We start from the raw sequence: 13,859 nt of genomic DNA on the forward strand, positions 1-13,859 counted from the left end.
GCGCACGGCGAGCTAAGGACGAGTGAGCAATGGCGAAGCAGACGGTGGCCGAGCAGTACGTCGACACGCTGGTGCGGTCGGGCGTGAAGCGCCTCTACGGGGTCGTGGGGGACAGTCTCAACCCCATCGTCGACGCCATCCGGCGCAACTCCGCCATCGACTGGATCCAGGTGCGCCACGAGGAGACCGCGGCCTTCGCCGCGGGCGCCGAGGCCCAGCTCACCGGAAAGCTCGCCGCCTGCGCAGGCTCCTGCGGGCCCGGCAACCTGCACCTGATCAACGGTCTGTTCGACGCGCACCGTTCGATGGCACCCGTGCTGGCGCTCGCCTCGCAGATCCCCAGCAGCGAGATCGGCACCAGCTTCTTCCAGGAGACCCACCCCGACCGGCTGTTCTCGGAGTGCAGCCACTACAGCGAGCTGATCTCCAGCGAGAAGCAGATGCCGCGCGTCCTGCAGACGGCGATCCAGCACGCGGTCGGCCAGCAGGGCGTCAGCGTCGTCGCGCTCCCGGGCGACATCGCCTCCGAGGAGGCACCGGACAGCCCGGAGGAGCACGCGCTGGTCACCTCCCGGCCCACCGTGCGCCCGGGAGACGCGGAGATCGAGGCGCTCGTCCGCATGGTCGACGCCTCGGAGAAGGTCACGCTCTTCTGCGGAGCGGGGACGGCGGGCGCACACCAGGAGGTCATGGAGTTCGCCGAGCGGCTCAAGTCCCCCGTGGGGCACGCGCTGCGCGGCAAGGAGTGGATCCAGTACGACAACCCGTACGACGTGGGCATGAGCGGGCTCCTCGGGTACGGCGCCTGCTACGAGGCCACCCACGAGTGCGACCTGCTGATCCTGCTGGGCACCGACTTCCCTTACAACGCCTTCCTGCCCAAGAACTGCAAGATCGTCCAGGTCGATGTGCGGCCCGAGCACCTGGGCCGCCGCACCCAGCTCGACCTGGCGATCTGGGGCGACGTACGCGAGACGCTGCGCTGTCTCACCCCGCAGGTGCGCGAGAAGACCAGCCGCAAGTTCCTCGACCGGATGCTCAAGAAGCACGCGGACACCCTTGAGGGCGTCGTCAAGGCGTACACCCGCAACGTCGAGAAGCACACCCCCATCCACCCCGAGTACGTCGCCTCGATCCTGGACGAGGAGGCGGCCGAGGACGCCGTCTTCACCGTGGACACCGGCATGTGCAACGTGTGGGCGGCCCGCTACCTCACACCGAACGGGCGCCGCAGGGTGATCGGGTCCTTCAGCCACGGCTCCATGGCCAACGCCATGCCGCAGGCCATCGGCGCGCAGTTCATCGACAGGGGCCGCCAGGTCGTGTCCATGTCGGGCGACGGCGGCTTCAGCATGCTCATGGGCGACTTCCTGACGCTCGTGCAGTACGACCTGCCGGTCAAGGTCGTGCTGTTCAACAACTCCTCGCTCGGGATGGTCGAGCTGGAGATGATGGTCGACGGGATGCCCGCCTACGGGACGAGCTACCGCGACACGGACTTCGCGGCGATGGCCCAGGCGCTCGGGGCGCACGCGGTGCGCGTCGAGAAGCCGAAGCATTTGCGCGGCGCGCTCCGTGACGTGCTCAAGCACAAGGGGCCGGCGCTCATCGACGTCGTCACCGACGCCAACGCGCTTTCCCTTCCGCCCAAGATCACGCGTGAGCAGGTCAGCGGGTTTGCGCTCTCGGCCAGCCGGACCGTTCTCGACGGGGGTGTGGGGCGGATGGTTCAGATGGCCCGCTCCAATCTGCGTAACGTTCCGCGGCCGTAGGGGGCGTACGTTCTGCGCGTGCCCGCGCTGCGTGTGTGCCTGCGCTCTGTGCGTGCGTGCCCCCTCGTGTGTGTGCTGTGTTCGGGGTGCCCCTGTGGGTGCGTCGCAGTCCGCGGGGGCGTCGTGGTTGTTCGCGCAGTTCCCCGCGCCCCTTTCGGGGGCGTGGCCCCTCACTGGTGAGGGTGTCGGCGTGGCGCCGTAGACTTCCTTTGTGGCTGGGAGGATCAACGACGAGGACGTGAAGGCGGTCAGGGACGCGGTCCCGATCGACTCCGTGGTGTCGGAGTATCTCCAGCTCCGTAACGCGGGGGGTGGCAACCTCAAGGGGCTGTGTCCCTTCCATGACGAGAAGTCGCCTTCCTTCCACGTCAGCCCCAGCAAGGGCTTCTTCCACTGCTTCGGCTGCCAGGAGGGCGGGGACACTCTCGACTTCGTGATGAAGGTCGACCACCTGTCCTTCTCCGAGTCCGTCGAGCGGCTCGCCGCGCGTGCCGGAATCACGCTGCGGTACGAGGAGGGCGGGTACGGCAGGGCCTCCCAGCAGGGGGAGCGCACCCGGCTGGTCGAGGCACACAAGATCGCGGCGCGGTTCTACGCCGAGCAGCTCGACGGGCCCGAGGCCGAGATCGGGCGCCGCTTCCTGGCCGAGCGCGGCTTCGACCAGGCGTCGGCGCAGCACTTCGGTGTCGGCTACGCGCCCGCCGGCTGGGACCACCTGGTGCGGTACCTGCGCGGGCAGGGCTTCAGCGACAAGGAGCTGACCCTCTCGGGGCTGGCCCAGGAGGCACGTAACGGGCGGCCGATCGACCGGTTCCGCGGGCGGCTGATGTGGCCCATCAGGGACATCACGGGTGACGTGGTCGGCTTCGGCGCGCGCAAGCTGCGCGAGGACGACCAGGGCCCCAAGTACCTCAACACCCCCGAGACGCCCATCTACCGCAAATCACAGGTGCTCTACGGCATCGACCTGGCCAAGCGCGAGATCGCCAAGGCCAACCGCGCGGTCGTCGTCGAGGGGTACACCGACGTGATGGCCTGCCACCTCGCCGGGGTGACGACTGCCATCGCCACCTGCGGTACGGCGTTCGGCGGCGAGCACGTGAAGATCCTGCGCCGGGTGCTGATGGACAACTCCCAGTCCGAGGTCGTCTTCACCTTCGACGGCGACGCGGCGGGCCAGAAGGCCGCGCTGCGTGCCTTCGAGGACGACCAGAAGTTCGCCGCGCGTACCTCGATCGCCATCACACCCGGCGGTATGGACCCGTGCGACCTGCGGCTCGCCGAGGGTGACGACGCGGTCAGCAAGGTCGTCGAGAGCCGTGCGCCCCTCTTCAGGTTCGCGATGCAGTCGATCGTGGACCGGCACAACCTCGATACGGCGGGCGGCCGTTCGGCCGCGCTGGAGGAGGCGGCGCCGGTCATCGCACAGATCAAGGACGGCGGCGTCCAGCACGAGAGCGCCGTCGAGCTGGCCGGTCTGCTGGGCATCGTGGACGAACAGTTCGTGGTGCGCCGGGTCGGCAAGCTCGCGCGGTGGGCGCGCGAGCGGGGCCAGCAGGCGCCCCGCGGCGCCCGTAATCCCCGGGCCACCGAGGCGCCGCCCATGGAGGCACCGGCCGTGCCGCGCGGGCCCGCGCTCAATCTGCGCAGCCCCGCGCACCGCGTCGAACGGGAGCTGCTGAAGCTGGCGCTCCAGCGGCCCGAACTGGTCTCGCCGGCGTTCGACGCCTACGGGGCCGACGAGTTCACGGCGCCGCCGTACGCTGTCGTGCGCCAGACCATCGAGGTGGCGGGTGGCGCTGAGGCGGGCGTCTCCGACAGCGGTTTCCTCGCACGGGTGCGGGACGCGGCGACGGACGACGCGGTGCGTTCCCTCGTGACCGAGCTGGCCGTCGAGCCGCTGCTCGCCGCGCGCAACAGGCAGCCCGACGAGGCGTACGCCGGCGAGCAGTTGGTCGCCGTGCGCCGGGCAGCGGTGAACACCCGTATCGCCGACCTGGAGGGCACGGCACGCCGTCTGGAGGCCCGCCAGGACTTCGTGCAGTCGGCGGCGGTGCGCCAGCAGATCTGGACGCTCCAGCAGTACGGCACGGCGCTGGGCGAGCGGGGCGCAGCCGCGCTCTGAGGCTGACCGCCTCCCCCTCCCGGGCCCCCGAGCCGCCGCCCCCGGACTGCCCCGAAGCCCCTGCGGATCGTCTGCGGATTGCCGGCGGATCGTCCGAGGAGTCCGCGCGGATCGTCCGGGGAGACACTGCGGAGATCGCCCGCAGGTGCCCGCAGACGCCTGCGGACCGCCCTGTGGGATCCCCGCGGATCGCCTCCTGTGCCCCTCGTACCCCCGTGAACTCGCCTGTTCGTAATGGCGCGTGCGCGCTGGGTCACGCTCAGCGGAAAAACTGCCCGCACGACCCTCGTGGCGGGAGTGTGTCGTACTCCACACTGGTTTGCGGTGCCTGAGTCCTCGGAGCGGGGCGGTGCTGGCCAGGAGGGGCCGGAGTCCCCCGCGGATCCGCACACAACGTACGGGATGGAGCGCGGCCCGGCCGCAGCCGTCCCCGTCTCGCACGCCGCCCCCGAACCGGCAGCGATCACACTGGAGGTCGCCCCCGTGCAGACCCAGACCCTGACAACTGCGGCCCCGGCCGCCACGACAGTCCCTGCGGCTCCCGAGCAGCCCGTTTCGGCGGCGCCGCCCGCGCACACCCCGCCGCCCCCCGCGCACACTTCGCCCCCGACCGCCGAGGCCGTGCCCGCGCAACCGGGGCCGCCGGAGGTCGAGTCGGAGGTGCCCCTGCGGCAGGAACTGCCCGGGAGCGGCCCCTCGGCCGACCTGTTCCGGCAGTACCTGCGCGAGATCGGCCGTATCCCGCTGCTGTCGGCCGCCGAAGAGGTCGAACTGGCCCGCAGCGTCGAGGCGGGCCTGTTCGCCGAGGAGAAGCTGACCCGCACGCCCGATCTCGGCGGACAGCTGGCGCTGGATCTGGACCAGCTCGTGGTGAAGGGCCGGATGGCCAAACGGCGTCTGATCGAGGCCAATCTGCGGCTGGTCGTCTCGGTGGCCAAGCGCTACGTCGGCCGCGGGCTGACCATGCTCGACCTGGTGCAGGAGGGCAACCTCGGGCTGATCCGCGCGGTCGAGAAGTTCGACTACGCGCGTGGCTACAAGTTCTCCACGTACGCGACATGGTGGATCCGTCAGGCCATGTCGCGGGCGCTCGCCGACCAGGCACGCACGATCCGGGTTCCGGTGCACGTCGTCGAGCTGATCAACCGCGTCGTACGGGTGCAGCGCCGGATGCTTCAGGAGCGCGGGTACGAGCCCACGTCCGAAGAGGTCGCCGTACACCTCGATCTGACGGAGGAGCGGGTGACAGAGGTGCTGCGGCTGGCGCAGGAGCCGGTGTCGCTGCACGCGCCCGTGGGTGAGGAGGACGACGTCAACCTCGGTGACCTCATCGAGGACGGCGACGCGCCCTCGCCCGTCGAGTCGGCCGCCTTCCTGCTGCTGCGCGAGCACCTGGAGGCCGTGCTCTCGACGCTGGGCGAGCGCGAGCGGAAGGTCGTACAGCTGCGCTACGGGCTGATCGACGGCCGCCCGCGCACGCTGGAGGAGATAGGCCGGCTCTTCGGCGTCACGCGTGAGCGGATACGCCAGATCGAGTCCAAGACCCTCAACAAGCTGCGCGACCACGCCTTCGCCGACCAGCTGCGGGGCTACCTGGACTGAGCCGTTCCTTTCAAGCGCCGCCGTGGTGACCGCAGTTCGCCGCGGCGGCGCTGCGCGTGGCGGAACGGCGGCATGGTGCGGAGCCATGGGCGGCGGCCTGGCGCCGAGCCGTGTGCGGGCAGTGCGGCGGCCTGGTGCGGAGGTGTGGGCGGCGTGGTGGGGGCCGTGGTGTGCGGCGCCGGGGTCGCGCGGCGTGGTGTTACGGCGCGGTAGGCACTCTTGTCACAGCGTTCGCTTCCTCACCATAATCGCGGCAGCATTTCGCGGACCCACCCCCCTGTGACAGGACGTCTTACGGCGCACTGCCGCCTTTTGCTTGACATGGGCCCGTCAAAATGTCAACCCCCCACGAGAGGAAGCACGTTGAAGAACACGACCAGGCACCTCAAGAGAGTCACCGCCGCCGCTGCCGTCACGCTGGCCGCCTTCAGCCTGAGCCCCTCGGCGGCCTCCGCGCTGCCGGGCGGCGGCTCCGGCGGGCCCGCCGGGGAGCCCGGCACGCAGGTCGTCGGCGGCACACCCGCCGAGCAGGGCGAGTTCCCGTTCATGGTCCGGCTGTCCATGGGCTGCGGTGGCTCCCTGCTCACCCAGGACATCGTGCTGACCGCGGCGCACTGCGTCGACGGCAGCGGCGAGAACACCGGTATCACCGCCACGGCAGGCGTCGTCGACCTGGAGGACTCGGCCGCCGTCGAGGTCAACTCCACCGAGGTGCTCCAGGCGCCCGGCTACGACGGAACGGGCAAGGACTGGGCCCTCATCAAGCTGGAGAAGCCGATCGACCAGCCCACCCTTCCGATAGCCGGGGACGACTCGCTCAACAACGGCGACTTCACCATCGCCGGCTGGGGTGCCGACAAGGAGAACGGCGACCAGCAGCGCTACCTCCTCAAGGCCCAGGTGCCCTTCATCGACGACGCCACCTGCAAGAGCGCCTACCCCAACCTGGTCGAGGGCGAGGAACTGTGCGCGGGCAAGCTCGACACCGGCGGCGTCGACACCTGCCAGGGCGACTCCGGCGGCCCGATGTTCCGCAAGGACGACGCCGACAAGTGGGTCCAGGTCGGCATCGTCAGCTGGGGCGATGGCTGTGCCCGGCCCGGCAAGCCGGGCGTGTACACCGAGGTCGGCACGTTCGCGGCGGACATCAAGAAGGCCGCGGACAGCCTGGGCGGCTGAGCCACTGAGCCACTGGGCGGCTGAGAGCGGCTGGGCCGCCGGGCGGCTGGGCAGCTCGGGGTAGGGCGCCCTCTCTCCGCCGCGAAGGCGGGCGGCCACCGCGTAGGTGATCCGGCGGTGCCGGGCCGGCCGTGGCCGGTGGGCGGTAGCGCTCACCGGCCACGGCTGGAACAGGGAGGCACAGCCCGGGCCAGGCCGCGGACGGATACAGGGCGGAGATGGCTCAGTCCACCTCAGCCACCGCCTCAGCGAACTGGGCCTTGTACAGGCGGGCGTAGGCACCCTTCGCCTCCAGCAGGGCGTCGTGGGTGCCCTGTTCGACGATCGAGCCGTTCTCCATCACCAGGATCACGTCGGCGTCCCGGATCGTGGAGAGGCGGTGGGCGATCACGAAACTGGTGCGTTCCGAGGCGAGCCGTTCCATCGCCCGCTGGATGAGCACCTCCGTACGGGTGTCCACCGAGCTGGTCGCCTCGTCCAGCACCAGGATCACCGGGTCGGAGAGGAAGGCGCGCGCGATGGTGATGAGCTGCTTCTCGCCCTCGCTCACCCCCGTGCCCTCGTCGTCCAGCACCGTGTCGTAGCCGTCGGGGAGGGTGCGGATGAACCGGTCGGCGTGCGCGGCACGCGCGGCCTCCTCCACCTGCTCGCGGGTGGCGTCCTGTGTGCCGTACGCGATGTTCTCGGCGATGGTGCCGCCGAAGAGCCAGGAGTCCTGGAGCACCATGCCGATGCCCGAGCGCAGTTCCTCGCGGGACATGGCGGCGACATCGACGCCGTCCAGCAGGATCCGGCCCTCGCGCACCTCGTAGAACCGCAGCAGCAGATTGACCAGCGTGGTCTTGCCCGCGCCCGTCGGGCCGACGATGGCCACGGTCTGCCCCGGCTCGACCGACAGCGACAGGTCGTCGATGAGCGGCTTGTCGTCGGTGTAGCGGAACGAGACGTTCTTCAGCTCCACGCGCCCGGTGAGTTCGGTCGGGCGCTCGGCGTGTGCCGTGTCCGGGTCGGGTGACTGCTCTTCCGCGTCGAGGAGTTCGAAGACCCGCTCGGCCGAGGCGACCCCGGACTGGATCAGGTTCGCCATGGAGGCGACCTGGGTGAGCGGCTGGCTGAACTGCCGCGAGTACTGCACGAATGCCTGTACGTCCCCGATGGACAGCGTGCCCGAGGCGACCCGCAGCCCGCCGACCACGGCGACCATCACGTAGTTGAGGTTGCCGACGAACATCATCGCGGGCTGCATGATCCCGCTGATGAACTGGGCCTTGAAGACCGCCTTGTGGAGGGCGTCGTTCTGCTCCTTGAACGTTTCCGCCGACTCGCGCTGCCGCCCGAAAACCTTCACGAGGGCGTGCCCCGTGTACATCTCCTCGACATGCGCGTTCAGCTTGCCCGTCGTCTTCCACTGCTTGACGAACTGGGGCTGTGCCCGTTTGCCCACACGCATGGCGACCAGCGCCGACAGCGGCACCGTCACCAGTGCGACCAGTGCCAGCAGCGGGGAGATCCAGAACATCACGACGAGCACACCGACGATCGTCAGCAGTGAGTTGATGAGCTGGCCCAGGGTCTGCTGGAGGGTCTGGCCGAGGTTGTCGATGTCGTTGGTGACCTTGCTGAGCACCTCGCCGCGCGACTGCTTGTCGAGGTACGACAGCGGCAGCCGGGACAGCTTCGCCTCCACGTCCTCGCGCAGTCTGAAGACGGTGTTGGTGATCGCGCGCGCCGATATCCGCCCCGACCACAGCATCAGCAGCCCCGTGCCCGCGTACACCGCGACGACGGTCAGCAGCACCGTGCCGACGGCACCGAAGTCGATGCCCTGGCCCGGCGTGAACTCCATCCCCGACAGCATGTCAGCGACGCCGCCGTCCCCCGACGTGCGCAGCCCCTCCAGGGCCTGTTCCCGGGTGAGCCCGTCGGGGAGCTTCTGTCCGATGAACCCGCCGAAGACCAGGTCGGTCGCATGCCCCAGGATCTTCGGGCCCAGCACGCTCAGGCCGACGCTGACGACGAGCACCAGCAGCATCACCAGCAGCCAGCCGCGCTCGGGCCCGAAGCGCCGGATCAGCCGCTTGGCCGACCCGGCGAAGTCCATGGACCGCTGGTGCGGCGCACCCGCCATCCCTCCTGGCCCGCTCATGCGGCTGCCTCGCTTTCGGTGAGCTGCGAGAGAACGATCTCCCGGTATGTCTCGTTGTCCTCCATCAGCTCCCGGTGCCGTCCGACGCCCGCTATCCGCCCCTCGTCCAGGACGAGGATGCGGTCGGCGTCCCTGATGGTGGCCACCCGCTGCGCGACGATCACGACGGTCGCCTCCGCCGTCTCCCTGCCGAGCGCGGCACGCAGCGCGGCATCGGTGGCGTAGTCGAGCGCGGAGAAGGAGTCGTCGAACAGATAGATCTCGGGGCGGTGCACGAGAACCCGGGCTATGGCGAGCCGCTGGCGCTGCCCGCCCGAGACATTGCTGCCGCCCTGGACGATCTCGGCCTCCAGGCCGCCCTCCATGCGCTCGACGAAGTCCCTGGCCTGGGCGACCTCCAGGGCCTTCCACAGTTCCTCGTCGCTGGCGTCGGGCCGCCCGTAGCGCAGGTTGGAGGCGATGGTCCCGGCGAAGAGATACGGGTGCTGCGGCACCAGTCCGACCGTGCGGGCCAGCACCGCGGGGTCCAGGGCGCGGACGTTCTCGCCGTCCACGAGGACCTCGCCCTCGGTGGCGTCGAACAGCCGGGGGACGAGCCCCAGCAGCGTCGACTTGCCGCTGCCCGTCGAGCCGATCACGGCCGTCGTCTCGCCGGGCCTGGCCACCAGGCCGATGTCCCGCAGCACGGGGTCCTCGGCGCCGGGGTAGCCGAACCCGGCGCCGCGCAGCTCCAGATGCCCGTGCCGGCGCAGCTCCCGTACGGGATCGGCGGGCGGTACGACGCTGGAGTCGGTGTCCAGCACCTCCTGTATGCGCTCGGCACAGACCTGGGCGCGCGGCACCATCATGAACATGAAGGTGGCCATCATCACGGACATGACGATCTGCATCAGATAGGCGAGGAAGGCCGTCAGCGAGCCGATCTCCATGTGCCCGCCGTCGATACGGTGCGCGCCGAACCAGACCACGGCGACGCTGGAGACGTTCACGACCGTCATCACGACCGGGAACATCAGGGCCATCAGCTGGCCGGTGCGCAACTGCACTTGGGTCAGCTCGGAGTTGGCGCCCTGGAAGCGCCGGCGCTCGTAGTCGTCCTTGACGAAGGCGCGTATGACGCGGACACCGGTGATCTGCTCGCGCAGCACCCGGTTCACGTTGTCAAGACGCTCCTGCATGGTGCGGAAGAGCGGTCCCATCCGGCGCACGACCAGTCCGACGGCGATGGCCAGCACCGGCACCACGCCGAGCAGCACGGCGGAGAGCGGTACGTCCTGGCCGAGGGCCATGAAGATGCCGCCGAAGCACATGATCGGCGCTGTGACCATCAGCGTGAAGGACATCAGCACGACGAGCTGCACCTGCTGCACGTCGTTGGTGGTGCGGGTGATGAGGGTGGGTGCCCCGAACTGTCCGACCTCGCGGGCCGAGAAGGACTGGACACGGTCGAACACATCGCCCCTGATGTCGCGCCCGAGCGCGGAGGCGGTACGGGCGCCGAGGAAGACGGCGCCGATGTTGCAGACGACCTGCACGACGGAGACGGCCAGCATCAGGCCGCCGAAGCGCAGGATGTATCCGGTGTCACCCCGCACGACACCCTGGTCGATGATGTCGGCGTTGAGCGTGGGCAGATAGAGCGTGGCGCAGGTCTGTACGAGCTGGAGCAGTACGAGGAGCCCGATCGGCTTTCGGTATGGGCCGAGCCGGGCGCGGAGAAGACGGATCAGCACACGGAGTTCCTCGGAGAATCAGGGAGGGCGATGGAAGAACGAAAGGTAGACCCCCATTTTCGATTGTCGTCCTGGTTTTCTCGGCCAAAGCCAGGCAAAGGGAGGGGCGATCGCTGCGAGCGGAAACCAGGAAAGCGTTGCCAACCCGGCCATACGCCGCGCTGGTTGGACCCCGCACGCGCGGCCCCTCACTGAATATGACCCCGCGGAGCCGGAGAATGTGACAGGGAACACGGCGGTCGGCCACCCCGGCCGGCGGCACGGAAGTCACCCGGGCCGATGGCCGCGGAAGCCACCCGGCCGACGGCGACGGAAGCCACCCCGGCCGACGGCCGCAGAAGCGGGCGTACGGGGCCCGGCGCACGGGCCCGCAGCAGGAGGGCCCCGTCGGCTCAGGCGGGGAAGGCCCCCGGGTACGTCTCCTCCCGTACCGTCACGTACTGCTGCCGCACGGCCTGGCCCATCGCCTGTTCCTCGCCCGCCTCGAACACCTGGCACGCGGCGGCCGGCCACTGCGGTGGCTGCCCGTTCCCCGAGAGCGCCCACGCGGCTTGGCGGGCGGCGCCGATCGCGGCGTAGTCGGCGGGCTCGGGCACCACGACCTGCGCGCCGAGCAGCCCGGGAGCCGCCGCGCGTACGGCGCCGAGACCGGCGGCCTGGCCCAGCAGGAAGACGCGCCGCACCTGCGCTCCCCGCCTGCGCAGCACGTCCAGCGCGTCGGCGAGCCCGCACAGCATGCCCTCGACGGCGGCCCGAGCGAGGAACTCGGGCCTCATGCTCTCGCGCCGCAGCCCGTGCAACGAGCCCGCCGTGTGCGGCAGTTCGGGCGTCTGTTCGCCCTCCAGATAGGGCAGCAGCACCAGTCCCGAGGACCCGGGCGTCGAGCGCAGCGCCAGCTCGGACAGCCCTTCCAGGTCGGTGTTCAGCATCTCGGCCGTACCGCGCAGCACCCGCGTCGCGTTCAGCGTCCGCACGACCGGCAGGTGCATACCGGTCGCATCGGCGTACGAGGTGATCGTGCCCGTCGGATCGTTCAGCGCCTCATGGTGCACCGCGCACACGGAACCGCTCGCGCCGAGCGAGATGACCGCGTCCCCGACGCCGACACCGAGCCCGAACGCCGCCGCCATCGTCTGCCCCGTACCGGCCGAGATCAGCAGCCCCTCAGGTGTCTGCCCGGCAGGCTCGGCGGGGCCGATCACCTCGGGAAGTCCCACCTGGTGCCCGAGCGCCAGCTCGACCAGGTCCATGCGGTACGACCCGGTCGCCGCCGACCAGTACCCGGTGCCGGAGGCGTCGCCCCGGTCGGTCACGCGCCGTGCGGGGCGTCCCAGAAGCTGCCAGACCAGCCAGTCGTGCGGCTGCATCACCTCGGCCACATGGCGCGCGGCCTCGGGCTGTTCGCGCGCCAGCCAGCGCAGCTTGGCGACGGGGTGGGCGGCCTGCGGCACCGTGCCGACGGCCTGCGCCCATGCCTCCCGGCCGCCGAGCGCGTCCACGAGGTCGGCCGCCGCGGTCTGCGCGCGGCGGTCGTTGCCCAGGAGCGCGGGCCCGACGGGGGTGCCCGTGCTGTCGAGCGCCACCAGTCCCTGCTGCTGTGCCGAGACCCCGATGGCCTGGACGTCGGCGAGCTGCCCTGTGCTGGCGGCCTTGCCGAGGGAGATCAGCCAGGACTGCGGATCGTCGCGCTCACCGGAGTGTTCCGCGTGCCCGTGCTTGACCACGGTGCCCGTGTCCGCGTCGCAGACGACGATGCTTGTGTACTCGGCTGAGCTGTCCAGTCCGGCGACTATCCCCATGGCCGGAATGATGCCTCATACGTCCCCGCACCGGGACCCGCCCCCCGTCCCCGGTTCCCCTCAGCACAGCCCCCGAGGCCCTCCTGCGCGGGGAAGCTGCGGCATCTAGCGTGGGAGCGCGAACACCCGTGCGTGAGTGCGCGCCGCGCGCGGGACCGCACCGTTCACGTCACGTCCCGCCCCGCAGGGACAGGAAAGAAGGTCAGTTGCGAATCCCCGATCCGGACGGCGCCGACGGCTCCCGCACATCCGCGCCCGGCCGGCCGCCGAACCCGCTGCGCCAGTGCTCCCTGGAGGACCTGCGCCGCCGTACGAGCATGAAGTGGCGGGCCTACGAACCCGACGTGCTGCCCCTGTGGGTGGCCGAGATGGACGTACAGCTCGCCGAACCCGTCGCCGACGCGGTACGCGAGGCGCTGCGGCTGGGCGACACCGGCTACCCCGCCGGCACCGTCTACGCCGACGCGCTGAGCGGCTTCGCGCGCGACCGCTGGGGCTGGGACCTCGACGTGGAGCGTACGGCGATCGTCCCCGACGTGATGCTGGGCATCGTCGAGGTGCTCAAACTGGTCACGGGCCCCGGCGACGCCGTCGTGGTCAACTCCCCGGTCTATACGCCCTTCTACCAGTTCGTGACCCACATGGACCGGCGCGTGATCGAGGCGCCGCTGGACGCCGGAGGCCGGCTGGACCCGGCCACGCTGGAGACCGCGTTCACCCGCGCGGTCGAGGGCGGTGGCCGCGCCGCCTACCTGCTGTGCAGCCCGCACAATCCCACGGGCACCGTCCATACGGCCGACGAGCTGGCCCATGCCGCCGAGTTGGCCAACGCGCGGGGCGTCCGCGTCGTCGCGGACGAGATCCACGCGCCCGTGGTCCTGCCGGGCGCGCGCCATGTGCCGTTCCTCACGGTTCCGGGCAGCGGGAGCGGCTTCTCGCTGATGTCCGCGTCCAAGGCGTGGAACCTGGCGGGGCTCAAGGCGGCGCTCGCGGTCGCCGGCAGCGAGGCGGCGGCCGACCTCGCCGCCATGCCGGAGGAGGTCAGCCACGGGCCGAGCCACGTCGGCATCATCGCGCACGCCGCCGCGCTGCGGCACGCGACCGGTTGGCTCGACAGCCTGCTCGAAGGACTGGACGAGAACAGGAAGTTGCTCTCCGGGCTCCTGGACAAGCACCTGCCGGGAGTGCGCTACCGCCCGGGCGGAGGCACCTTCCTGGCCTGGCTGGACTGCCGGGCGCTGGGCCTGGGGGACGACCCGGCGGCGGCTTTCCTGGAGCGGGGCCGTGTGGCCCTCAACTCCGGCCCCTCGTTCGGCACCGGGGGAGCCGGCCATGTGCGCCTCAACCTCGCGACGTCCCCGGAGATCCTGGAGGAGGCGGTCCGCCGCATGGCGGGCTCCGTGTGACGGACCGCCGCGCGCACGCGGAAAGCGCGCATGCGGAAAACCCGTACGCGAAAGGGGCCCGGACCGCGTGTGCGGTCCCAGGCCCCTTTCGGCGATT

The 13,859-nt window shown here is 70.6% G+C and carries 8 protein-coding genes; 5 read left to right on the forward strand and 3 right to left on the reverse strand.

Annotation, left to right across the window (positions count from 1 at the left end; all coding sequences use genetic code 11):
* Positions 1 to 29 precede the first annotated feature (29 nt).
* The 4 genes from NMN56_RS00830 to NMN56_RS00845 all read left to right on the forward strand — a co-directional run bounded on the left by NMN56_RS00830 (position 30) and on the right by NMN56_RS00845 (position 6,678).
* Positions 30 to 1,772: a pyruvate dehydrogenase gene (locus tag NMN56_RS00830; protein WP_274039808.1), complete on the forward strand. Its 1,743-nt coding sequence runs from the start codon at positions 30 to 32 to the stop codon at positions 1,770 to 1,772.
* A gap of 211 nt (positions 1,773 to 1,983) precedes the next feature.
* On the forward strand, positions 1,984 to 3,897 hold the full coding sequence (gene dnaG / locus NMN56_RS00835) for a DNA primase (RefSeq protein ID WP_274039807.1): 1,914 nt from the start codon (positions 1,984 to 1,986) through the stop codon (positions 3,895 to 3,897).
* Between the two features lie 324 nt (positions 3,898 to 4,221).
* Positions 4,222 to 5,499 (forward strand): RNA polymerase sigma factor, encoded by a 1,278-nt coding sequence (locus tag NMN56_RS00840; RefSeq protein ID WP_274039806.1) that lies wholly within the window; start codon positions 4,222 to 4,224, stop codon positions 5,497 to 5,499.
* Between the two features lie 321 nt (positions 5,500 to 5,820).
* Complete coding sequence (locus tag NMN56_RS00845) at positions 5,821 to 6,678, forward strand: S1 family peptidase (RefSeq protein WP_430542437.1); 858 nt, start codon at positions 5,821 to 5,823, stop codon at positions 6,676 to 6,678.
* A 223-nt stretch (positions 6,679 to 6,901) separates the two neighbouring features.
* Here the strand turns inward: NMN56_RS00845 and NMN56_RS00850 are convergent, their stop codons facing one another.
* From NMN56_RS00850 to NMN56_RS00860, 3 genes are all read right to left on the reverse strand, one after another.
* A complete protein-coding gene (locus NMN56_RS00850) occupies positions 6,902 to 8,824 on the reverse strand; it encodes an ABC transporter ATP-binding protein (protein WP_274039804.1) in 1,923 nt (640 codons plus the stop codon).
* Entirely contained in the window at positions 8,821 to 10,557 is a 1,737-nt protein-coding gene (locus tag NMN56_RS00855; RefSeq protein WP_274039803.1) for an ABC transporter ATP-binding protein, read from the reverse strand. The genes NMN56_RS00850 and NMN56_RS00855 overlap by 4 nt, the downstream gene beginning before the upstream one ends.
* Positions 10,558 to 10,949: 392 nt before the next feature.
* On the reverse strand, positions 10,950 to 12,356 hold the full coding sequence (locus tag NMN56_RS00860) for an FGGY family carbohydrate kinase (RefSeq protein ID WP_274039802.1): 1,407 nt from the start codon (positions 12,354 to 12,356) through the stop codon (positions 10,950 to 10,952).
* A gap of 317 nt (positions 12,357 to 12,673) precedes the next feature.
* Here NMN56_RS00860 and NMN56_RS00865 point away from each other — a divergent pair, with 317 nt between their 5' ends.
* Positions 12,674 to 13,762 (forward strand): MalY/PatB family protein, encoded by a 1,089-nt coding sequence (locus NMN56_RS00865; protein WP_274039993.1) that lies wholly within the window; start codon positions 12,674 to 12,676, stop codon positions 13,760 to 13,762.
* Positions 13,763 to 13,859: the final 97 nt, after the last annotated feature.

Origin of the sequence: Streptomyces iconiensis (assembly GCF_028657195.3) — a bacterium.
Classification (GTDB): domain Bacteria; phylum Actinomycetota; class Actinomycetes; order Streptomycetales; family Streptomycetaceae; genus Streptomyces; species Streptomyces iconiensis.